The organism is Candidatus Poriferisocius sp. (genome assembly GCF_965202595.1).
Classification (GTDB): Bacteria; Actinomycetota; Acidimicrobiia; order Acidimicrobiales; family Bin134; genus Poriferisocius.
Genome location: NZ_OZ241836.1, coordinates 2,487,981 through 2,509,557 on the forward strand (window position 1 = coordinate 2,487,981; position 21,577 = coordinate 2,509,557).

At 64.8% G+C, this 21,577-nt stretch carries 21 protein-coding genes; 14 read left to right on the forward strand and 7 right to left on the reverse strand.

Going from position 1 to position 21,577, the window contains the following annotated elements:
• Positions 1-14: 14 nt before the first annotated feature.
• From ACOGXC_RS11220 to ACOGXC_RS11250, 7 genes are all read left to right on the forward strand, one after another.
• Positions 15-1,487 carry an FAS1-like dehydratase domain-containing protein gene (locus ACOGXC_RS11220; protein ID WP_419918278.1) on the forward strand — a complete coding sequence of 491 codons (1,473 nt, stop codon included), beginning with the start codon at positions 15-17 and terminating at the stop codon, positions 1,485-1,487.
• A 9-nt stretch (positions 1,488-1,496) separates the two neighbouring features.
• Complete coding sequence (locus tag ACOGXC_RS11225) at positions 1,497-2,675, forward strand: lipid-transfer protein (protein ID WP_419918279.1); 1,179 nt, start codon at positions 1,497-1,499, stop codon at positions 2,673-2,675.
• Positions 2,676-2,835: 160 nt separating this feature from the next.
• Positions 2,836-3,165 carry an STAS domain-containing protein gene (locus ACOGXC_RS11230; RefSeq protein WP_419918280.1) on the forward strand — a complete coding sequence of 110 codons (330 nt, stop codon included), beginning with the start codon at positions 2,836-2,838 and terminating at the stop codon, positions 3,163-3,165.
• A 4-nt stretch (positions 3,166-3,169) separates the two neighbouring features.
• A complete protein-coding gene (locus ACOGXC_RS11235) occupies positions 3,170-4,321 on the forward strand; it encodes a PP2C family protein-serine/threonine phosphatase (RefSeq protein WP_419918281.1) in 1,152 nt (383 codons plus the stop codon).
• A 116-nt stretch (positions 4,322-4,437) separates the two neighbouring features.
• Complete coding sequence (locus ACOGXC_RS11240; RefSeq protein ID WP_419918282.1) at positions 4,438-4,869, forward strand: ATP-binding protein; 432 nt, start codon at positions 4,438-4,440, stop codon at positions 4,867-4,869.
• Positions 4,870-4,958: 89 nt separating this feature from the next.
• A complete protein-coding gene (locus ACOGXC_RS11245) occupies positions 4,959-6,197 on the forward strand; it encodes an ABC transporter substrate-binding protein (RefSeq protein ID WP_419918283.1) in 1,239 nt (412 codons plus the stop codon).
• Positions 6,194-8,419: a sensor histidine kinase gene (locus ACOGXC_RS11250; protein ID WP_419918284.1), complete on the forward strand. Its 2,226-nt coding sequence runs from the start codon at positions 6,194-6,196 to the stop codon at positions 8,417-8,419. Before ACOGXC_RS11245 ends, ACOGXC_RS11250 begins: the two co-directional genes overlap by 4 nt.
• A 72-nt stretch (positions 8,420-8,491) precedes the next feature.
• Here the strand turns inward: ACOGXC_RS11250 and ACOGXC_RS11255 are convergent, their stop codons facing one another.
• On the reverse strand, positions 8,492-9,058 hold the full coding sequence (locus ACOGXC_RS11255; protein ID WP_419918285.1) for a hypothetical protein: 567 nt from the start codon (positions 9,056-9,058) through the stop codon (positions 8,492-8,494).
• A 143-nt stretch (positions 9,059-9,201) separates the two neighbouring features.
• Here ACOGXC_RS11255 and selD point away from each other — a divergent pair, with 143 nt between their 5' ends.
• On the forward strand, positions 9,202-10,263 hold the full coding sequence (selD, locus tag ACOGXC_RS11260; protein ID WP_419918286.1) for a selenide, water dikinase SelD: 1,062 nt from the start codon (positions 9,202-9,204) through the stop codon (positions 10,261-10,263).
• Here selD and ACOGXC_RS11265 read toward each other — a convergent pair.
• Entirely contained in the window at positions 10,231-10,926 is a 696-nt protein-coding gene (locus tag ACOGXC_RS11265; RefSeq protein ID WP_419918287.1) for a histidine phosphatase family protein, read from the reverse strand. The two genes, selD and ACOGXC_RS11265, sit on opposite strands and share 33 nt — an antisense overlap.
• A gap of 202 nt (positions 10,927-11,128) precedes the next feature.
• Between ACOGXC_RS11265 and ACOGXC_RS11270 the strand changes: the two genes are divergently transcribed.
• The 3 genes from ACOGXC_RS11270 to ACOGXC_RS11280 all read left to right on the forward strand — a co-directional run bounded on the left by ACOGXC_RS11270 (position 11,129) and on the right by ACOGXC_RS11280 (position 13,994).
• Positions 11,129-11,731 (forward strand): glycerol-3-phosphate acyltransferase, encoded by a 603-nt coding sequence (locus tag ACOGXC_RS11270; RefSeq protein ID WP_419918288.1) that lies wholly within the window; start codon positions 11,129-11,131, stop codon positions 11,729-11,731.
• Between the two features lie 124 nt (positions 11,732-11,855).
• A complete protein-coding gene (locus ACOGXC_RS11275) occupies positions 11,856-13,172 on the forward strand; it encodes an MFS transporter (protein WP_419918289.1) in 1,317 nt (438 codons plus the stop codon).
• Positions 13,173-13,994 (forward strand): DegV family protein, encoded by an 822-nt coding sequence (locus ACOGXC_RS11280; RefSeq protein WP_419918290.1) that lies wholly within the window; start codon positions 13,173-13,175, stop codon positions 13,992-13,994.
• Between the two features lie 118 nt (positions 13,995-14,112).
• Here the strand turns inward: ACOGXC_RS11280 and map are convergent, their stop codons facing one another.
• Genes map through ACOGXC_RS11295 form a run of 3 tightly spaced genes read right to left on the reverse strand, consistent with a single transcriptional unit; the run spans position 14,113 to position 16,347 of the window.
• Positions 14,113-15,054, reverse strand: coding sequence for a type I methionyl aminopeptidase (gene map / locus ACOGXC_RS11285; protein ID WP_419918291.1), 942 nt, complete (start codon positions 15,052-15,054; stop codon positions 14,113-14,115).
• A gap of 58 nt (positions 15,055-15,112) precedes the next feature.
• Positions 15,113-15,571, reverse strand: a complete 459-nt coding sequence (locus ACOGXC_RS11290; RefSeq protein ID WP_419918292.1) for a MaoC family dehydratase — start codon at positions 15,569-15,571, stop codon at positions 15,113-15,115.
• Positions 15,572-15,582: 11 nt separating this feature from the next.
• The gene (locus tag ACOGXC_RS11295; protein WP_419920068.1) at positions 15,583-16,347 is read right to left on the reverse strand and encodes an enoyl-CoA hydratase; all 765 of its coding nucleotides are present in this window, start codon (positions 16,345-16,347) and stop codon (positions 15,583-15,585) included.
• A 34-nt stretch (positions 16,348-16,381) separates the two neighbouring features.
• Here ACOGXC_RS11295 and ACOGXC_RS11300 point away from each other — a divergent pair, with 34 nt between their 5' ends.
• The gene (locus ACOGXC_RS11300; protein ID WP_419918293.1) at positions 16,382-17,377 is read left to right on the forward strand and encodes a cation diffusion facilitator family transporter; all 996 of its coding nucleotides are present in this window, start codon (positions 16,382-16,384) and stop codon (positions 17,375-17,377) included.
• 32 nt (positions 17,378-17,409) lie between these two features.
• Here ACOGXC_RS11300 and ACOGXC_RS11305 read toward each other — a convergent pair whose 3' ends face one another.
• Both ACOGXC_RS11305 and ACOGXC_RS11310 read right to left on the reverse strand, forming a co-directional pair.
• The gene (locus tag ACOGXC_RS11305) at positions 17,410-17,844 is read right to left on the reverse strand and encodes a Zn-ribbon domain-containing OB-fold protein (protein ID WP_419918294.1); all 435 of its coding nucleotides are present in this window, start codon (positions 17,842-17,844) and stop codon (positions 17,410-17,412) included.
• A 79-nt stretch (positions 17,845-17,923) separates the two neighbouring features.
• Positions 17,924-19,090 carry a thiolase family protein gene (locus ACOGXC_RS11310; RefSeq protein WP_419918295.1) on the reverse strand — a complete coding sequence of 389 codons (1,167 nt, stop codon included), beginning with the start codon at positions 19,088-19,090 and terminating at the stop codon, positions 17,924-17,926.
• A 122-nt stretch (positions 19,091-19,212) separates the two neighbouring features.
• On the opposite strand from ACOGXC_RS11310, the gene ACOGXC_RS11315 reads away from it, so the two are divergent.
• Positions 19,213-20,430: a CaiB/BaiF CoA transferase family protein gene (locus ACOGXC_RS11315; RefSeq protein ID WP_419918296.1), complete on the forward strand. Its 1,218-nt coding sequence runs from the start codon at positions 19,213-19,215 to the stop codon at positions 20,428-20,430.
• A gap of 119 nt (positions 20,431-20,549) precedes the next feature.
• Positions 20,550-21,539, forward strand: coding sequence for an MDR family oxidoreductase (locus tag ACOGXC_RS11320; protein ID WP_419918297.1), 990 nt, complete (start codon positions 20,550-20,552; stop codon positions 21,537-21,539).
• Positions 21,540-21,577 lie beyond the last annotated feature (38 nt).

Sequence of the window (21,577 nt, forward strand, 5' to 3'; positions counted from 1 at the left end):
GCAAAAGGGGGAGCATGAGCGATGACATGACGGGGGAGCAAAAGCAAAAACGCGAAGCTGGTCGTGACGATCCCGGGAGCATGAGCGATGACATGACCGGGGAGCAAAAGGAGGCGTTCCTCGCCGAGCTACGCCGGCAGGTTGGCAGCACCGGCACCCCGACCACTGCTCGTGACCCGGTGAACCAGCCCATGATCCGCCACTGGTGCGATGCCATGGACGACGCCAACCCCATCTACACCGACCCCGATGCCGCCCGCCGCGGCCCCCACGGCGAGATCACCGCCCCACCGGCCATGCTCAACGCCTGGACGATGGTCGGCAACGTTCCCAGGGTCAACGACCCCCAGGATCCCGCCTCCGGGGTGTACGCCATGCTGGATGAACACGGCTACGCCGGCGTGGTGGCCACCAACTCCGAGCATGTCTACCACCGCTACCTCAGGCTTGGTGATCACCTCACCGGAACCGTGAAGCTGGTGGAGGTCTCCGACGAGAAGCAGACCGCTCTGGGCATCGGCCACTTCGTTACCACCGAAACCGAGTACCACGACCAGCATGGTCACCACGTCGGGTCGATGTTCTTTCGCATCCTCAAGTTCCGGCCCGGCACGGGACGCAGTACCGGCAGTGGCGATGGCGACGGCGCGAACCAACCCCAGCCCCGCCCCCGCCCCAGCCGAAACCAGGACACCGACTTCTTCTGGCAGGGCAGCCGGGTCGGTGAGCTGCGAATCCAGCAGTGCCTCGGATGCGGGCACCTCCAGCACCCACCCGGCAACCGCTGCCCGGCCTGCGGTGCCACCGAAATGGGTTACCGCGTCACCTCCGGCCGGGGCACCCTTTACTCCTACGTGGTGGCCCACCACCCCCGGGTGCCCTCGTTCGACTACCCGTTGAACATCGGGTTGGTGGAGTTGGAGGAGGGGGTTCGCCTGATCAGCAACGTCACCGACTGTCGATCCGATCAACTCAAGGTGGGCATGCCCCTGGAGGTCTGGCACATGCAGACCCACGAGGATGTCAGCCTGCCGGTGTTCCGGCCCGCTCGGGTTCCCCGCAACCCGACCACCCTCACCATCAACGAGGTGGGGGCCGGCGACGAGTTGCCGCTGTGCCCGATCCCGCTCACCCCCACGCTGATCGTGTCCACCGCCATCGCGTCACGCGACTACCAGGAGGTCCACCACGACCGGGACATGGCCATCCGGAAGGGGTCCGAGGACATATTCATGAACATCTTGACCTCCAGCGGCCTCTCGGCCCGCTACCTCGGTGACTGGGCCGGCCCCAACGCCATCCTCAAGAACCTGAGGATACGCCTCGGTGTCCCCAACTACCCCTACGACTGCATGACCATGTCGGGATCGGTCACCGCCACCCAGGAGGTGGACGGGGTGGCAACCGTCACGGTTTCCTTCCAGGGCCTGAACAGCCGGGGACCGCACGTGACCGGAACAGCCGAACTGGGCCTACCCCGGCCCTAGGAGAACGCCATGACCCTGCAATACGCCTATCACTGCGCCATCGCCGGTATCGGTGCCACCCGGTTCACCAAGAACTCGGGCCGCACCCCCATGGACCAGGCGGTGGAGGCCTGCCTGGCCGCCTGCGAGGATGCCGGCCTGCCCCCCGAGAAGGTGAACGGCATGGTGACCTACTCGGCCGAGCAGAATCCCGAGATAGAGCTGGCCCGAAACCTGGGTATCCAGGAGCTGACCCACTTCTCCATGGTCCACCACGGGGGGGGTGCAGCTTGCGGGGTGATCGCCCTGGCCTGCCAGGCCATCTACTCCGGGGCCGCCGACCACGTGCTGTGCTACCGGGCTTTCAACGAGCGCTCCTGGCACCGTTTCGGCACCGGAGTGCAGGATCGACCCGCCGGCGCGGAAGCCACCGAGGTCAGCTTCTCGTGGAGTTCACCGTTCGGCCTGGTCACTCCGGCCTCCTGGGTGGCCATGTTCGCCACCCGTTACATGCACGAGTACGGGGCCACTTCCGAGGACTTCGGTCGGGTATCGGTGGTGGACCGATCCTTCGCGGCCACCAACCCCCACGCCCACTTCTTCCAGCGACCCATCACCCTCGAGGACCATCAGAACAGCCGCTGGATCGTGGAGCCGCTGCACCTGCTGGACTGCTGCCAGGAGACCGACGGGGCTCAAGCACTGCTGGTGACCTCCGCCGAGCGGGCCGGGGACCTTCAGCAGAAGCCGGCCATTATCGCGGCCGCCGCCCAGGGCGTGGCCGAGGACCAGCACATGATGAGGAGCTACTACCGGGACAACATCACCGGCATCCCCGAGATGGGGTTGTGCGCCCGCCAGCTCTACCGGTCGAGCGGGCTGGCGGCCAGCGACATCCGGACCGCCATCGTCTACGACCACTTCACCCCCCTGGTACTGCCCCAGCTCGAGGAGTTCGGCTTCTGCGACCGGGGCGAGGCCAAGGACTTCATCCGCGACGGCAACCTCGAGCGGGACGGCCGCCTACCCATCAACACCAACGGTGGGCAGCTCGGGGAGGCCTACATTCACGGCCTGAACGGCATCGCCGAAGCAGTGAGGCAGATCCGGGGCACCTCGGTTAACCAGATCGACAACGTCGAGAACGTGCTGGCCACCGCCGGTACCGCCGTACCCACCAGCGCGCTCATCCTCTCCCAACCCCGCTGATCCCTCCCCGCCACCGGGGGCGGGCACCGGCATCCCGGTGCCGAGATGCCGGCACCGGGAACTGCACCGGGGGCGGGCCACCCGTCACCGCTGTTGGCTTGTGTATAGTTCTGGTTGGCAAGATAGCCGGCAACCGAATGCAAAAAGAGAGGCAGCCGCCATGGAATTAAGCCACAATCGCACCGGCGATGTATTGGTCATCAATGCTTCGGGGCGGGTGGACGGATCCAACGCATCCGATCTCCTCGAGTCCCTCCAGGGCCTGTTCGACCCCGCCGATCAGAAGGTGATCCTGAACCTCGCCGGCCTCGAATACATAAGCAGTGCCGGTTTACGGGTACTGCTCATGGCGGCTCAGAACCTCGACAAGCAGGACAAGTCCTTCAGCATCTGCGCCTTGTCGGACACCGTGGGCGATGTGTTCCGCATCAGCGGCTTTGACCAAATCATCGACGTATTCCAATCGGTGGAAGACGCCAAACAGGGGTAACCCCTTGAATTCGCCCTACAGAATCCTGGTCGTCGACGACGAACCGGATCTTGAGCCTTTAATACTTCAGAGGATGCGGCGCAAAATCCGCTCCAGCGAATACGAGTTTGTTTTTGCCCAAAACGGGTTGGAGGCACTGGAGAAACTCAACGCCGATCCGACCATCGACATGGTTCTGTCGGACATCAACATGCCCAAGATGGACGGCCTCACCCTGCTCCAACAGCTTCCCGGGGTTGATCCCAATCTCAGAGCGGTGATTATCTCCGCCTACGGGGATATGGACAACATCCGCACCGCCATGAACCGGGGTGCCTTCGACTTCGTGACCAAGCCCATCGACTTCGACGATCTCAAGATCACCATAAGTCGCACTCTGGAGCACCTGGCCGAATGGCGGGAAGCACTGTCGTCCCGAGACCAGCTAGTGGCCCTTCAGAACGAGCTGAGCATCGCCAGCCAGCTCCAGCAATCAATCCTGCCCAAAACTCCCCCCGTCAACGATAAGTACGAGGTTTCGGCCAACATGGAGCCGGCCCGCAATATCGGCGGCGACTTCTACGACTATTTCACCCTTGATAACCAGGTCGCCCTCGTGGTGGCCGACGTTTCCGACAAGGGAATCCCCGCCTCGATGTTCATGATGTCCAGCCGCACCGCGCTGAAGGGAGCGGCCATCGGTGTCCGCACCCCCGAGATGGTGGTGGGCGAGGTCAATAACCAACTCCATCAGGACAACCCGACTTTCATGTTCGTGACCCTGATCTATGCCCTGTTCAACCCGGACACCGGATTGTTCACCTACTCCACCGCGGGCCACGACCCCCCGCTTCTGGTGAGCGGTGAAGGTACGGTCACCGAGTTGCCGCTCACCAAGGGTGTAGCCCTGGGGGTCGCCCCCGACATCGCCTACAGCCAGCATACGGTTACGTTGGCCCCCGGGGACACCATCGTGTTGTTCACCGATGGGGTGACCGAGGCCATGAACGCGAGCAAAGAGCAGTTCGGTATGCAGCGATTGATCGAAGTCTTCAACGGCCGCCCCCCCAGCAGCGCCTCAGCAGCCACCGAAGCGGTGTTCGAATACGTGAGAGAGTTCACCGGTGATGCCCCCCAGTCCGACGACATCACCTGCCTGACACTTCGTCGCCCCTAATGACCCCAACAGCTCGCGCGCTGACAGTCAGAGGGCCATTGATAACCGCCACCAACCCTAACACCCCCTAATGACCCCAACAGCTCGCGCGCTGACCATGGAGGAGGGCCACTGACATGCAGCGCTCCCTACGCCTGGTTATGCCCCCGGAACAGGGCGAGTACTCGGCTGTTTTGTCACCGATAGAGAACGTCCTGGAAGAGATGGCCGCAGCGGAGAACTGGCCGGTGACGCTGACCATGAGGGCCAACCTGATACTGGAGGAGCTGGTGCTCAACACCTTTACCCATGGTGCCGCCGGCGGGCTCACCGCCGTCGAGCTCGAACTGGATTTCAGTGACGAAACCCTCACCATCCGCATAACCGATGACGGGGCCCCCTTCAACCCGCTGGAGGATGCCCCCGACCCCGATTTGACCTTGTCGCTGGCCGAACGGCCCATCGGCGGTCTGGGACTCCACCTGGTGCGGAGCCTGGGAAAGGATTTGGAGTACCGCAACAAAAACGGCCGCAACCACCTCAAACTGGCCGTAATTGCCGAGTCGTGAGACGCGCCTCCCGACCGAAAATACGCGCCCTTTGGCAGGTGGGACTGGCAAGACGCGCCTCCCGACCGAAAATACGCGCCCTTTGGCGGGTGGGACTGGTCATCGCCGTTTTGGCCCTGGTCGCACCGGCATGCCGATCGGGGGGATCCGACCCGGCCGCCTCTGGTTCAACCCCCACCCCGACTCCCGAACCCACCCTGGTCGATCGGAAGGGGATCGGGGTTTTCGACGACCGGGTGATTTTTGGGCAGTCGGCGGCTTTCAGCGGTCCGGCTCAAGAACTGGGCATCAACATGAGGCTGGGCATCCAGGCCGCCTTCAATGAGGTCAACCAGCGGGGCGGGGTGCACGAGCGCCGCCTGGAGTTGATCTCACAAGACGATGAATACGAGCCCGAGGCCGCCATAACCAATACCCAGGAACTCATCCATGACAAGCAGGTTTTTGCCCTCATCGGTGCGGTGGGCACCCCCACGTCGCGTTCGGCCACTCCGGTGGCAGCCGGCGCCGGCGTCCCCTACATAGCCCCGTTCACCGGAGCGGGCTTTTTGCGCGATGACGATCGGGACAACATCGTCAACCTTCGAGCCTCCTACGCCCAGGAGACCGAAGAGATGGTTGAACGCCTCACCACTGATGCCAACATCACCCGTATCGCAGTGATGTTCCAGGACGACTCGTTCGGGCGGGCCGGATACAACGGGGTGCTAGCCGCACTGGACAAGCGAGGAATGGCCCTGGTGGCCACCGGTGTGTATCCCCGCAACACCACCGCAGTGAAATCGGCGTTGCTCGACCTGAGGCAGGGCAATCCCGAAGCGGTGATCCTGGTGGGGGCCTACAAACCGGTTGCCGCCCTCATATCCTGGGCCCGCCACATCGGCTTCGACCCCGAATTCATGACGGTCTCCTTCGTGGGCAGCAACGCGTTGGCCACCGAACTGGGCCCGGGCGGAGAGGGTGTTTACGTCACCCAGGTGGTTCCCTTCCCCCAGGACAACTCCATCCCGGTCGTAGCCTCCTACACCCGGGCCCTAGCCGCGTTCGATCCCACAGCCGAGCCCGGTTTCGTGTCCTTGGAGGGATACCTGGCCGGCAGGCTGGCCATAGCCGGGCTGGAGGGGTGCGGTGCCGACCTGACTCGCGACTGCTTCCTGGAGAACCTCCTGGGTGCCGGTCGAATCGACATCGACGGATTCGTGCTCGACTTCGGCAGCGAGGCGGACCGGGCCGTGGACAACCAGGGTTCGGAGGCCGTCTTTTTGACCGTTATAGATTCCGACGGCCAATACCGGTCCGCAAGCTCTCTGGGAGACACCGGCCCATGACCGAGACGACCGGCCCCCACCCCGCCGAAGCCGAGAACAACACCGAAGCCGAGAACAACACCGAGGCCGAAAGCAACACCGAAGCCGGTCAACGGCCCGCGCTGCATCGGCGGATCTCCACTCAACTTTATGCCGGTATATTCGGGGCACTGGCTCTTACCATCGTAGCCGGCGTTGTGAGCTGGATATCGTTCACCAACATAAGCAAAAGCCAGAACCGGGTGAACGAGGAAAGCGTTCCCGAGTTGGCCGGCGCGTTCCGGCTGGCCGAACTGAGCAACTCCCTGGTGGCCGCCGCACCCCGGCTTACCACGGCCTCGCCCAGTCAATTCTGGACCATCTCAGAAGAGGTTCGCACCGTGCGGCAGGAGTTCAAGAAGAATCTCGAACTCCTGGATAGCGAAAACCCCGAGGACGTTCACGTTCTGGGCATCAAGGAATCCGCCAGAACGTTGGAGATAAACATAGCGACCATCACTTCCGACATGCCCCATTACTACAACCTGACCCGGCAGATCGAAGTACTTCAAAGCCAGATCCCGGCTCTTCACGATCAGGCCGCCGGCATCATCCTGCCCGCCATCGACGATCAGCTCTTCTTCCAGGTGACCGGTTACCGGGACTTGGATTCCGAACCGGTCGATGCTAGTACCCGGACATCGGGGGACGAACTACTCCTCTACCGGCATCTCAACGCTTTGCAGGCCGATGTGGCCCAGGTATCCGAGTTGATGGGCAGCGCTCTCATTGCTTCCACCGCTGAATTCGTCGAACCTCTACAGGAAAGCTTCGAGTCGGTCGAGGGTCGCATCCGGATCAGCCTGGCCTCGGTTGCCGCCTCAGAACAGATGGTCCCGGAACTGAGATCAGCGGTGAACGAACTGCTGGCTCTCGGTCGTGACGATCAGAGTGCCTTCAAAGTATCCGTTGATCGCCTGGAGATCATCGAGCGCCAGAACGAACTTCTGGCCCAGAACCAAGTTGTGGCGGTCGAACTCCTGGACGAGGTCCGCGCCCTGGTGGAAGCCGCTCGAGACGGTGCCGACCAAGCCACCGAGAACTCCGCGCAAACCATCACCACCGCCCGGATCCTTCTGGTGATCATCAGCATCATCGGCATAATCGGGTCCGGGCTGATCAGTTGGCTCTTCGTGGGCCGGGTGCTGCTACGGCGGATCGGCCGCCTGTCCGGTCGCATGCGGACGCTGGCCGGCGGGGATTTGGAGGAGGAGGTGGAGGTCAGCGGCCGCGACGAGATCGCGGAGATGGCTTCGGCCCTTGAGGTGTTCCGCCGTCACGCCCTGGAGATCCAGCGGTTGAACCTGGTGGAGGAGCTGGCGCAGGAGCTGAGCTCGCGCAACGACGAGCTCCAATCCGTTCTGGAGGAGCTGAGCCAGGCCCAGGATCAGATCGTTGCCCGGGAGAAGCTGGCCGCGCTGGGCGAGGTAACCGCCGGCGTGGCCCACGAGATTCGTAATCCGCTCAACTTCATCAACAACTTCTCGGCGGCATCCGCCGAGTTGCTCGAGGAGATGAACGAGATAGTGGAGGAGTTCAGCGACGACCTTACCGGCGAGCAGCGGGACCTGCTGGAGGAAATCAACCAAGACCTGAACGACAACCTGGAGCGCATTCAATCGCATGGAAACCGGGCCAACAGGATCGTCCAGGACATGCTTCTCATGGGCCGGGGCGGGGGCGATACCCAACTTACCTCCATCAACGACCTTATCCATGAGCACTCCTTGCTGGCCTATCACAGCGCTCGAGCCCAGGACCCGGACTTCCAGGTCACCCTGGAGGAGGAGTTCGATCCGGACATGGGCCAACTCGAGGTCGTCCCTCAGGACCTGGGACGGGTGTTCTTGAACTTTGTGGCCAACGCCGGCTACGCAACCAACAAGAAACAGAAAGAGCTGATCGAATCGGGTTCGAGCGAGGCCAACGATTACTCCCCCACCATCGTTCTGAGAACCCGCCGTACCGATGAGAGCGCCGTTCTCATCGTGAAGGACAACGGAAACGGGATCCCCCCGGAGGTGGCCGAGAAAATCTTCGATCCTTTCTTCACCACCAAACCCACCAACGAGGGCACGGGTCTGGGCCTGGCCCTGTCCAACGACATCATCCGCGAACATGGCGGCACCATCACCGTGAATACCGAACCCGGTGAGTTCACCGAAATGGTCGTGGAATTACCATTGACCCGCTCCTCCTCTTAGGAGGGGTCAGAGCTGACCCGCTCCTCCTCTTAGGAGGGGTCAGAGCTGACCCGCTCCTCCTCTTAGGAGGGGTCAGAGCAATCTCGGTCTGAGCAATACCCCGCTCAAGGAGGCCGCAGCTCCTCCGGCATAGGCAACGAACAGGCCCGAACCAACCCGACTTCCTGCCGTGTCCAGACCCTCGTCCATGGCCAGCCCCTCCGAAACGCAAAACCCCATAACGGCCAAACCGGCGACCAGCATCACCAGCCACACCCGCCGGTTGTTGCCGGTCAACGACACAACCAGCACCGCCCACAGCATCACCGCGGCCATCGGTAACAGCAACCAGGAATCGGCCACCCCTCCCGGACCCACCAGCCACGGTATCTCGCCGTCCAGCACCCCCTGGCGGGCCGAACCGGTTTCAGCCCAGGGAAGCAGCAGCCCGGCGACCACCAGGGCCACCCCGGCCCCCAGAAGGGCAAGTCCGACTCTTTGACGGCTGGGGGATGACCGGTTACCGCTTGACCCAACCGGCAAACCGATGGGCTCGCCCGCGCCGGAGGCCCACGCCTGCCCATCCCAGTACCGGTAACCGCCTCGACCCTGCTCGGCATACCAGCCCGGTGGGGCCCGGCGTGCCGGTTGGTCACTCACCCCGACTCCCCTGATGTCACGAATGCAAAGCTAATGCAGTGCCGGGCCAACACAGCGCAAAGCTAAAGCAGTTCCCGGCCAACACAGCGCAAAGCTAATGCAGTGCCGGGCCAACACAGCGCCGGGCCGGTAGCGTCGAAAGTATGGACCCCAAGACCGGCAGGCTCACGGCCTACAGCCACGGTGCCGGTTGAGCCGGCAAGCTCGGACCGGCCGAGCTGGCGCAGGTCATGCGCTCCCTGCCCATCAGCACCCACGAGAACCTGATCGTGGGCCCAGAGACCGGGGACGACGCTGCCGTCTGGCGACTCGGAGATGGTTGTAACCTGATCTCAACCGCCGACTTCTTTGCCCCGGTGGTCGACGATCCCCATACCTGGGGACGGATCGCGGCGGCCAACGCCGCCTCGGATGTGTATGCCATGGGCGGCACTCCCCGTTTCGGGTTGAATCTGGTGGCCTGGCCTCATGGGGATCTCCCACTGGAGGTGCTCTCCGAGGTGCTCGCCGGGGGAGCGGCCACCGCTTCGGAGGGGGGATGGATCGTGGTCGGTGGCCATACGGTTGACGGCCCCGAACCGCTGTACGGCCAAGCCGTGACCGGGGAGGCGGACGAGAGCACACTGCTCACCAATGCTGGGGCCAGGCCGGGGCAGTCCCTGGTGCTGACCAAGCCGCTGGGGACCGGCCTGCTGGCCACCGCGGTCAAACGCTCCAACCCGGATGCCGTTGAGCCGGGCGGCCAACTGGCCGAGACCTACCACGCCGGCGTGGCCGAGATGACCCGGCTGAACGACCGGGCCGCGGCGGCCGCGCTGGGTGCCGGAGCCACCGCGGCAACCGACATAACCGGTTTCGGGCTGCTCGGCCATCTCCAGAAACTGGCTGCGGCCAGCGGAACCGGGGCGGTGATACAAGCAGAATCGGTACCGGTTCTTCCCCAGGCGTGGGAACTGCTGGACCAGGGATTCGTACCCGGCGGCACCGCCCGCAACCTGGACCATGTACGACCTCGACTACGGGGATCGGACGACGAAAGAACCCTCACCATGCTGGCCGATGCCCAGACCTCGGGCGGCCTACTGTTTTGCTGCCCGCCCCCAGGGGCCGGCGATGCGGTTGCCCAATTGGCCGCAACCGGTCACACCGCGGCAATTATCGGAGAACTCACCTCAATCGACCCCGGCACGATCCTCGTGATCTGAGCGGTCGGCCGGTTCGGTGCGAGCCGACAGCCCGGCCAAATGGGCGGCATCGTTGTAGCGCGCCAGTTGCCAAACCCCGGGATCATCGGTGGCCACGAACTCGGTAATGGAGGTGTTGAGGGTCCAGAGGACGAACTGCCTGCTCATACCCAAACCCATGAAGAGCCGCATGGCCACATCGATCACCCCACCATGGCACACCACCATCATCGTGGTCCCGGGGTTGCCCTCGATGAGTTCGTACAAGGCCCTGCCGGTCCGGTAGGAGAAGGTGGCCAGACTCTCGCCGCCCGGTGCCAGCGGTATGTGGGGGTGGAAATCGCCGGTCCACTCGAACAAGGATCCGAACTCCTCGTAACCCACCCCGTCGGCCTCACCGGGGCGGCGTTCCACCAGGTCGACGTGGGTCTGCACCAGCAATCCTCCCAGTGCGGGAGACAGCAGTTCTGCCGTCTCCACCGCTCGGGGCAACGTGCTGGCCCACAGTGCATCCACGTTGGGTTCGTAACCCCTGGCCCATCGCTCACTCAGAGCTTGGGCTTGACGCCGGCCCAGATGCGACAAACCCGTGCATGACAAATCGCCACCGATGATCTGCTTGACCGTCACCTGCGATTCGCCATGGCGGATCAACAGCAATCGGGTTCGCGGGCGAGAGCTCATCGTTGACCAGCAATCATCGTTACCCAGTACTCATGGTTGACCAGTAATCATCTCGGCCCCAACCGGGTTGGTTGACCAGCAATCATCTCGGCCCCATCTTGTCACGTTCTGCTTCGGTGCCGGGCGGTGTTGCTGGGAACCTGTGGCAAAGGAGCGGTGATATGGGGCAGAATATCCCCTGATGTGGGGGACGATGGTGCTGATGGTCGCTTTTGCGGCCGGGGCTGTGCCTTTCTCCTATCTCATGGCGCAGTCGCTGGCCGGTACCGACCTTCGCCAGGTCGGTACCGGGACGGTTTCGGGTACCGGTCTCTACCGAGTTGCCGGTTTCGTTCCTTTGGTGGCCGGCGGTTTGCTGGACGTGGGCAAAGGCGCACTCGGACCTTTGCTGGCCGGCGACCGCTGGTTGTTGATGGCGTTCGCCGGTGCCGTGTCGGTAATTGGTCACAACTGGTCGTTGTTCATCAATGGGGCCGGCGGGCGAGGCCTGTCACCGGCACTGGGAGCCTTCGCAGTGATCGCCTGGCCCGCGGCGCTCTTTTTGCTGGGGGGATTGGCCGCGGGTCGCATCCTGCGCCAAACCGGGCTGGTGGTGTTCCTGACCATGCCTGCCCTGCCCGGATTCCTGCTGCTGGTGGGCGATGGCCGGGCCGCCGTAGCCGGAACGCTGATCATTCTGCCCATACTGATCAAGCGGGTCCTGGGCAACGAGCCCCTGCCAACCCCCAACCGCTGGAGAGCCGCCGCCCACCGGTTGGTATTCGATAACGACAGTTGGGTCTCGACATCCCGGGCCGGCCATTGAGCTTTGAAGCCTCGATCCACTCAGTCCCGGGCCGGCCATTGAGCTTTGCAGCCTTGATCCGCTCAGCCCCGGGCCGGCCATTGAGCCCCGACATCTTGATCTGCTCAGGACGGCTTCGGGGCTGTTGAACCTTCTAACCCGGGCCGCCTTCCGCCGCCTTCTCATCGGTCAGGGGGCATCAGCTCTCGGAGACTGGATGGGCACCTTCGCCCTGATGGCGCTGGTGGAACGGCTGAGCGGCTCGGCCGCGGCTGTGGGCGGCATCCTCGCCTTCAGGCTGATCCCCGCGGCACTGGGCGGGACGCTGGCCGCCAGGCTGGCGGGGCGATGGGACCGCCGCCGAACCATGATCACGATGGATCTGCTGCGAGCGGGGATGATCGCCGTGGTGCCCTTCGTGCAAGAGCTGTGGTGGGTCTACTTGTGGGCATTCGCACTGGAGGCTCCCAGCGTGGTGTTCTTGGCATCCCGGGATTCGGCGATCCCCGATCTGGTGGAGGAATCCGACCTGCCACTGGCCAACGCCGCCATGATGGGATCCTCCTACGGCAACATCCCGGTGGGAGCGGGCCTGTTCGCCCTGTTCGCCGCGCTTCCGCTGAACGAAGGTTGGCTGGGGGCGCACCCCTACGCCCTGGTGTTCTGGATCGACGCAGCAACCTTCGGGGTCTCAGCCTATTTCATTGCCCGGATCCTGGAACTTCGGGAACGGGGACCAGCCTCCGCGACGACCACCGTTGACACGCCTGGTACTCCCAATACATCTGAGGCTCCCAATCCATCTGAGGCTCCCAATACATCTGGGACTCCCAATCCATCTGAGGCTCCCGGTCCATCCCTAACCCCCGGGCGGCTTCGAGATGCCTGGTCGGTACCACTGGTGCGTATGATCCTGCCGGCCACCGCGGCTGCCGCGGTGGGGCTGGGGGCGTTGTTCTCGCTGGGCATCAAGCTGGTTCAGGAGGAGTTGCAGGCATCCGACATCGAATACGGCGTGCTCATCGTTTTGTTCGGTGCCGGCGCGGGTGTGGGCCTGGCTCTCACCCACAAGTCTCGACACGTGGATCTGCTGGTGCTCACCCGGCGGGGTGCCCTGGTAATGGGTGCTCTGGTGGCGTTGATGAGCCAGAGTCCCACCATCTGGCTGACCTTTCTGGGAGCGGCCGGCTTCGGGGTCGGGACCACCGTCACCCTGACCGCGGGGATGAGCGCGCTCCAGTCCCGGATTCCCCAGGAAGCAGAGCGGGTGCTGGCCTTCTCGGCGTTTCACGTAGTAATCCGCATCGGGTTGGGGGTCGCCGCACTGGGGGCCGGCGCCATAGGCGATGGCTTGAACCAACTTGGCCTGCCCGGTACTCGCTCGGTGCTCACGGCCTCGGGTTTGCTGGTTCTGGCCTCAGCCGCCACCGTGCGCCCCATGATCGAAAAGAAAATCCGCTAGATGGCAGTAGGCATTATCACCGACAGCACTGCGGCGTTGCCCGAAGAGGTGCGGTCTCGCTGGAACATCGCCGTGGTCCCGCTCATGATCACCGTTGACGGCCTTACGGTGAGCGACGGCGAGCTGGCCACCGCAGACATAATCGCCGCCCGGAACCACTCCTCCTCGAGCCCACCGCCAGGAGCGTTTACCGAGGCCATAACCGGCCATGATCAGGGTGACGGGGTGGTGCTGGTAACCGTGTCCTCCACCTTGAGCAGCACCCACCAGTCCGCGGTGCTGGCGGCCAGGAGCGCGCCCGGCCCGGTAGCGGTGGTGGACAGCCGAACCGCAGCCGGGGGCCAGGGGCTGGTCACCGTGGCCGCCGCCCGAGCCGCCCGAGCCGGAGCCTCCCTGGACGAAGTGGTGGCCCGGGCCGAGGAGGTGGCCAGACGGGTCAAACTGGTGGGAGCGCTGGCCAACCTCGACCAGCTCATCCGCAGCGGGCGGGTGCCAGGTCTGGCGGGCCGGGCCGGCAACCTGATCGGGGTGCGGCCCCTGTTCGACATCCACGGTGGAGTCATCGGTAGATTGCGCCCGGCTCTCAGTGACGAGGCCGCCATGCAGCGCCTTTTGACCATCTGGCGGCGCACCCGGCCGGCCGGCGAGGCCCGGTTGCATCTGGTCTGCCTCCATGCCGATGCCCCCGGCCCGGCCTTGGAGCTGATGGCAACGATCACTGCCGAGGTGCAACCCGCCGACGCGTTCATCAGCGGCTTCGGGCAGGCCATGATGATCAATTCCGGCACCGGGGTCCGCGGCCTGGCCTGGTACTGGGACTAGAACCAACCCGAACCCACCAACACCCTGCCCACACCGGGGTTTGGGCCTGGCCTGGTACTGGGATTAGAGATGGCTCAGATCAATTCCGGGCGTACACCCTCGCTAGAGATGGCTCGGATCAATTCCGGGCGTACACCTCGGCGGCACCCTCTCCGCGGGGCGTGCGGGTGAGGATCTCCGCGCCGTCATCGGCGCACAGCAGGGTGTGCTCGAACTGGGCGCTGCGGCGCTGGTCGGCAGTAACCGCAGTCCACTGGTCGTCCCACAGATACAACTCGGCGGTACCCAGGGTGAGCATGGGTTCGATGGTGAAGCTCATACCCGTCTCCAGCAAGGTGGTGTGGCGGCGGTCGAAATAATGGGGAATCTGGAGCCCGGAGTGGAACTCGGTGCCCACCCCGTGGCCGATGAACTCGCGCACCACCCCAAGATGGTGAGCCCGGGCGTGGGTCTCGATGGCCCGCCCGATGGCGTGCACCGGCACACCGTTTCTTACCGCACCAATGCCCAGGTACATGGCCTCTCGGGTTTCCCTCACCAGCAGGCGGGAATGCTCATCCACCTCGCCCACCTCGAAGGTAACCGAGGTGTCACCGTGGACCCCGTCGAGATAAACGGTCACATCGATGTTGACAATGTCACCATCGGCCAGCGCCCGGCTGTCGGGAATGCCATGGCAGATGACCTCGTTGACCGATGTACACACCGACTTGGGATAACCCCGGTAGTTGAGCGGGCTGGGATAGGCCCCCCGGCGCACGATCTCTTCATGCACCTCGGCGTCAATACGATCGGTGGTCACCCCCGGAACCACCAACCTCCCGGCAAGCAGCAGCACCTCGGCGGCCACCTGCCCGGCCCGGCGCATGGCCTCGACCTCGGAAGGGCTGCGCACCATGGACGAGACCGGCGGCCCCGGCTCCCCCGTCCGGGCATAAGGAGGACGCCCGATCTGGCGGGGCACCCGGCGACGGGGACCGATCAGTCCCGGCCTAACCGGCGGATCCGAGACCGGCACCCGCTCCAATGTTGCCACCCGAGTCCGCTTACGCTTGGCCATCCCCAACCAACTCTACTTCTCCACCATCAACCACAAAAACAAACACTGGAGACAAATCTCACCGCAGGTAGCGGGTCAGGCTCTCCACCACGCAGGCTGGTTTGGGGCTGCCCTCCACCTCGACGGTGATGGTGATGGTCGCTTGCACGCCACCGGTGATCTCGTCCACCGCGCTCAGTTCGGCACCCACTCTGATGCGTGATCCCACCGGGACCGGGGCCGGGAACCGCACCTTGTTGACACCGTAGTTGATGCCCATGGAGATCTGCTCCACCGTGATCAGTTCGGGCAGGAACATGTTGGTGAGCGACAGGGTGAGGTAACCGTGGGCGATGGTGGTGCCGTAGGGGCTCTCGGCTGCGGCCCGCTCGGGGTCGATGTGGATCCACTGGTGGTCACCGGTGGCATCGGCGAACCGGTTCACCCGTTCCTGGGTGATCTCCATCCAGTCGCTCCACCCCAGGTGCCAGCCGGCAGCAGCAGCAACATCGGTAACAGTGGCAAAAACGGTTCCCATGGGTGGACAAACTAGTTTCCCCGGCGGCCCGACCACGACGGGGAGCGCTTGGCCAAAAAGGCTTCCATGCCCTCCCGGGCATCGGTGGTGGTCGCATTGGTGGCCATCACCTGACGGGTCAGGTCGTAGGCCTCGGGCTCACCGCAGTCGAGTTGGCGGTAGAACACCTGCTTGCCGATGGCGATGGTGTGGTCGCTGAACCGGGTGATGCGGGCGGCCAGATCGTCCACCGCCGACCGCAGCTCATCGGGTGGCACCACCCGGTTCACCAGTCCCCACTCGGCGGCGGTGTTGGCATCGATGGGATCACCGGTGAGCAGCATCTCCATGGCCCGCTTACGCCCCACCGCCCGGGAGATGGGCACCATCGGCGTGGAGCAGAACAGACCGATGCGCACCCCGGGGGTGGCGAAGGTGGCCTCGGCGGAGGCCACGGCCAGGTCGCAGGCCGCCACCAACTGGCAGCCGGCGGCGGTGGCCACCCCAGCCACCTCGGCAATCACCGGCTGGGGCACCTCATGGACAGCCGCCATCAACTCGGTGCATACCTCGAACAGCCGGGTGTAGAACCCAGCATCCCGGTCGACCATCTCCGACAGGTCGTGGCCGGCGGAGAACGCCGGTCCCTCGGCCCCGATCACGATCACGGCAACGTCGGTTCGCTCCCCCAGCTTGCGGAGCGCCTCGATGAGATCCTCCATCAGCCCCAGGCTCAGCGCGTTGCGCCGCTTCGGGTTGGTCAGCGTGATCCGAGCCACCCGTTCCTGGACATCCATGCGGAACACGACACGAGACTACCCGCCCTGGGTTGTGGCATGGCCGCTGACCATCGCAGTGCTGCTGTGGAAGATACCGACCAGCGGGTCCTGGGTGTGCTACTCATTGGGCATGGCCGCTGGAGGAAGCACCAAGGCCGTTTTGGCCGCCCTCCTGGCCAACCTGGCCATTGCCATCGCCAAGTTCGTGGGATACGTCATCACCCGCTCGGCCTCCATGCTGGCCGAGGCGGTCCATTCCTGTGCCGATACCGGCAACCAGGCCCTGCTCCTGCTGGGAGGCCGCCTGGCCAAGCGGGAACCCACCCCCCGCCACCCGTTCGGCTACGGCAGGGAGCGCTACTTCTGGTCGTTCGTGGTGACCATCATCTTGTTCACGCTGGGGGCGCTGTTCGCCATCAACGAGGGCATCGAGAAGCTGCGCCACCCCCACAAGTTGGAATCACTGGGCATAGCCATCGGGATCCTCATCTTCGGCATAGTGGTCGAGTCGCTGTCGTTCCGCACCGCCATCGTGGAATCCAACCGGGTGCGGGGCAAGCTCTCGTGGGGAACGTTCATCCGCCGCTCCCGCACCCCGGAGCTGCCGGTGGTGCTGCTGGAGGACTTGGGGGCCATGCTCGGCATGGTCATCGCACTGGTGGCCGTGGTGCTGGCCGAGATCACCGGCGAGCCCCGCTGGGACGGTGCCGGAACCCTGGCCATCGGCGTGCTGCTGGGCCTGATTGCCATTGTTCTGGCCATCGAGATGAAGAGCCTGCTGATCGGCGAGAGCGCCACCGCCAAGGATCGAGCCCGGCTGCGGGCCGCACTGGAACAATCGCCCGAAGTTGACAAAGTGGTGGATCTGCGCACTCAGCATCTGGGGCCCGAGGAGTTGCTGGTGGCCGCGGAAGTGGATTTCGCCGACCACCTCCCCAATGATGGGATACCGGCGGCGGTAGCAGCGATAGAGGCCCACCTCCGAGCCGAGGTCCCGGCCGCCACCCGGATCTACCTGGAACCGTCCACCGCCACCGACTCGAACTAGGGCGAGGAACCACCCACCGCCACCGACTCGAACTAGGGCGAGGAACCACCCACCGGCTCGAAGTAGGGCAGGGTGATCTCGTCGCTCATCTCCACGAAGGTGACGCTTACCCTCATCCCGACATGGACAGCATCCACGGCGCAGCCGACAAGGTTGGACAGCAGCCAGAAGCCCTCGTCCAGTTCAACGATCACCGCCACGTAGGGGACGGTGAACGCCGGGGTCTGGGGTCGCCACACCGTTGTCCACGAATACACCTCGCCCAGCCCGGTGCTCACCTCCCAGCTCAAGTCCGAGGAGAAGCAGCCCGAGCAGGCCGGGGCCGGGTCCATGGTGATGACCCCGCAGTGCCGGCACCTCTGGTAGCGCAGCTCACCGATCCGGCAGCCGTCCCAGTAGGGCTGGGAGTAAAGGGTGGGAACCGGCAGGGGGATACCGGGGGACTGGGGTCGCAGCATCTCACTCATGGGGTCTGACCCTCCTCGAGTTCCGAAACGGAAGCGTCCAGCAGCAATGCTGGGTACAAGGCACTCACGAAAAAGGCACTCATGGGGTCTCGGTTCCCAGCAACATGACATCGGTGAACAGCGCCCCGGCCCCACCGTTGGAGCACATGGCCACCCCGGCCCCCGGCACCTGAGCCGTGGCGCAGGTACCCCGGAGCTGCTCCACCCCCCGGATCACCCTTTGGAGCTGCTGCACCGCGGCCCCACCGTGGCTGAACGACATGGTGCCCCCGTCGGTGGTCACCGGGAACCGGCCACCGGGCCCGATACGCCCGTCCATGACGAAATCGCCCCCCTCACCCTCATCGCAGAACCCGTAGGCCTCGAACTGGCGGATGATCTCGAACGAGAACGGATCGTAGAACTCACACACGTCCACGTCGGCGGGCCCAAGGCCGGCCATGGCGAACGCTTTGGCTGCGGCCCACCGACCGGTGTAGCCGTTGTTCCGGCCATCGGGACCGGCCAGATCCCACGCCGGTGGATGCTGGTAGGACGGGCCGAAGCTGTCACCGGCCCCGCCCAGGATGTAAACCGGATCGGTCGGCAGGTCCCGGGCCCGCTCCCGGGTGGTGAGGATCAAAGCACAGGCCCCCTCCGAGGTCATGGCGCAGTCGAGCAGGTGAAACGGATCGGCCACCATGCGAGAGGCCAGGATGTCGTCGGGGGTGAACGGCCCTCGCCCGTGGTACACCGCATCGGGATGGGCATGGCCGTTGTTGCGAATGGTGGCGGCCACAGTGGCCAACTGCTCGGGGGTGGTGCCGTACATGTGCATGTGGCGCTGGGCAATGAGGGCGAACTCGGCGGCGGTGAACATACCGTAGGCCACCACGAACTCGTTGGCCGGCCGGGTCCACGGGGCTGTGGATGCCCGCTCGGTGTAGATACCGGCCGATCCGTGAGCCACCAGCACGGTGTGGCACTGACCGGTGACGATGGCCGCGGCCGCATCCAGGATGATGGGGATGGAAGGAGTCATGTAGTGTCGCCAGGCCGGTCCGTTGCGCATGTAGTAGGTGAGCGGGCCACTGAACGGGCCGGCGGCAACCCCGTCTATGTCCGATGGGGACAGGCCGGAATCGGCCAGCACCCGGCGCACCGCCTGGACGGTGATGGTCATGGAATCGTGACCCTCCAGCACCCGGGCCTGCTCGGAGTTGGCAATGCCGACGATGGCGACATCGTGAAAAGGGTGTTCGCCCATGCCCCCTTGTTCTAGTCGCGCTGGTAACAGCTTGGGGAATGCTAAGCATCGTGGAGGGTTCCCCCACCCCACCCTCGCTTGGCCGCATGAGCCGCTACCCGGGAGATGGTAAGCAAGGAGATATGAAGCCATTGGACGGGATCCGGGTAATCGACTTGACCAGGGTGGTGTCGGGGCCGGTATGCACCTGGATGCTGGCATCGCTGGGAGCCGAGGTCATCCGGGTGGATCCTCCGGGCGGGGACGTGACCTGGCGCATACCTCCGTGGGTGGGGCCGGGCGGTGAGCAGTCCGAGGCCCAGGGACCCGACGACATCGGCATCAGCTACCTCCGCAAGGGTCGGGGCAAGCGCAGCGTGGTGATCGACCTCGGTCGGCCCGAGGGGGTGGAAGTGCTCCGGCGGCTGGTGGCCAAAACCGATGTGCTGGTGGACAACTTCCGCCCCGGAGTAATGCTTTCGTTGGGCTTGGACTACGAGTCACTGGCCGAGTTGAACCCTCGGCTCGTCCAGGCATCCATCACCGGTTTCGGGCCGGATGGGCCGGATGCCGACCTCGCATCCATGGATTTGATCATCCAGGCCCGCTCGGGCTTGATGGCCAAAACCGGCTTTCCGGACGGCCCTCCCACCAAGGCCGGTGCCACAGTGGGTGACCAGTTCCCGGCGGCGCTCTGCGCACTCGGAATAGTCGCAGCGCTGCGGCAACGAGACATTGACGGGCGCGGTCAGAGCATCGACGTTTCCATGCTCGACGGCTTGGTCTCGATGCTGTGGGACGAGCCCCTCGATCTTTACCACCACCAGGGTTTGCCCGACAGGATGGGAAACGGCGACCCCAGGGGTATTCTCGACACCTTCGCCACCCAGGACGGTTGGGTAGCGCTGGTGATCACCACCGATGCCCAGTTCCAGAGGCTCGCACGCGAGATGGAACGTCCCGACCTGCTCGAATTGGGCCCCACAGTACCCGCCCGGGCCGAACACCGGGAAGAGATCTGCAAACTCGTGGCCACATGGATGGCAGATCGCACCACCGAGGCCACTCTGGATCGCCTCCGCGCCATCCGGGTTCCCGCCGGTGCTGCGGCCTCGGCTTCCGCTGCATCCGAGGACCCTCAAATACAGCACCGCCGAGCCCTGGTACCGCTGCGCCATCCCCGAGCATCCGAACCCTCCCGCTGGCTCGGACCGGCTTTCCCGGTCAAGTTCTCCCGGGCCGACACCGACCAGGTACCCGCCGAGACCCTCGGAGCCAGCACCCATGCCGTGCTCCACGACATCGCCGGCCTCACCCCCGAAGAAATCGACCACCTAAGAGCCGCCGGAGTTCTGGGATAGGAGCTCCGGGGCCAAAGTTATGCCAGTGACCGGGGGTTGAACCCAGAACCCGGCCCAGATCAAGCAGAGTTCCGGGGTAGGAGTTATGCCAGTGGCCGGGGGTCTGGCAGGCTGGCGGGATGTTCAGAGCCCTGCTCCTCAGCCAGGATGACGACGGAAACCGGTCCCATGCCATCACCGAGTTGGATGATGCCGCTTTGCCCGACCGGCCGGTGCTCGTGGCCGTGGACTACTCCACTCTCAACTACAAGGACGGTTTGGCCATCTTGAACGGTGCCCCCATCGTGCGCACCTGGCCCCTGGTACCGGGGATCGACCTGGCCGGCACGGTGGCCCGCAGCACCGACCCGGCGTGGTCACCGGGCGACCGGGTGATAGTCAACGGCTGGGATGTGGGCGAGTCGTACTGGGGGGGCATGGCCACCCGGGCCGCCCTGGACGGCGGTTGGCTAACCCCCCTGCCCGATGCCTACTCCACTCATCAGGCCATGGCGGTGGGCACCGCGGGCTACACCGCCATGCTGTGCGTGCTGGCCCTGGAGGAGCACGGCATAACCCCCGATTCCGGGCCGGTGGTGGTCACCGGCGCGGCGGGTGGGGTGGGCAGCGTGGCCGTGGCCGTGCTGGCCCAACTGGGGTACGAAGTGGTGGCCTCCAGCGGGCGCATCGACACCGAGGGTGACTACCTGCGGGGGCTGGGAGCAGCCGAGCTGATACACCGCGACGAGTTCTCGGAGGCGGCCCGTCCCCTGGGCCGAGCCCGTTTCGCCGGGGGCATCGACACGGTGGGCAGCCACACCCTGGCCAACATTGTCTCCCAGGTCCAACCCCACGGGTGCGTGACCGCCTGCGGGCTGGCCCAGGGCATGGACTTCCCCGGTTCTGTGGCCCCGTTCATCCTGCGGGCGATCACCCTGGTCGGGATCAACTGCGTTCACGAACCGGCCGAGCGCCGGGCCGAGGCCTGGAGCCGCCTGGCCCGAGACCTCGATACCACCAAGCTGGACACCATGACCACCACCATCGGCCTGGCCGATGTCCCTGCCGCTGCCCTCCAGATCCTCGCCGGAGAGATCCGGGGTCGGGTAGTGGTGGACGTAAACCACTAGATTGCCCACCAGCAGGGGTGGTGGGCGCAAACCACTAG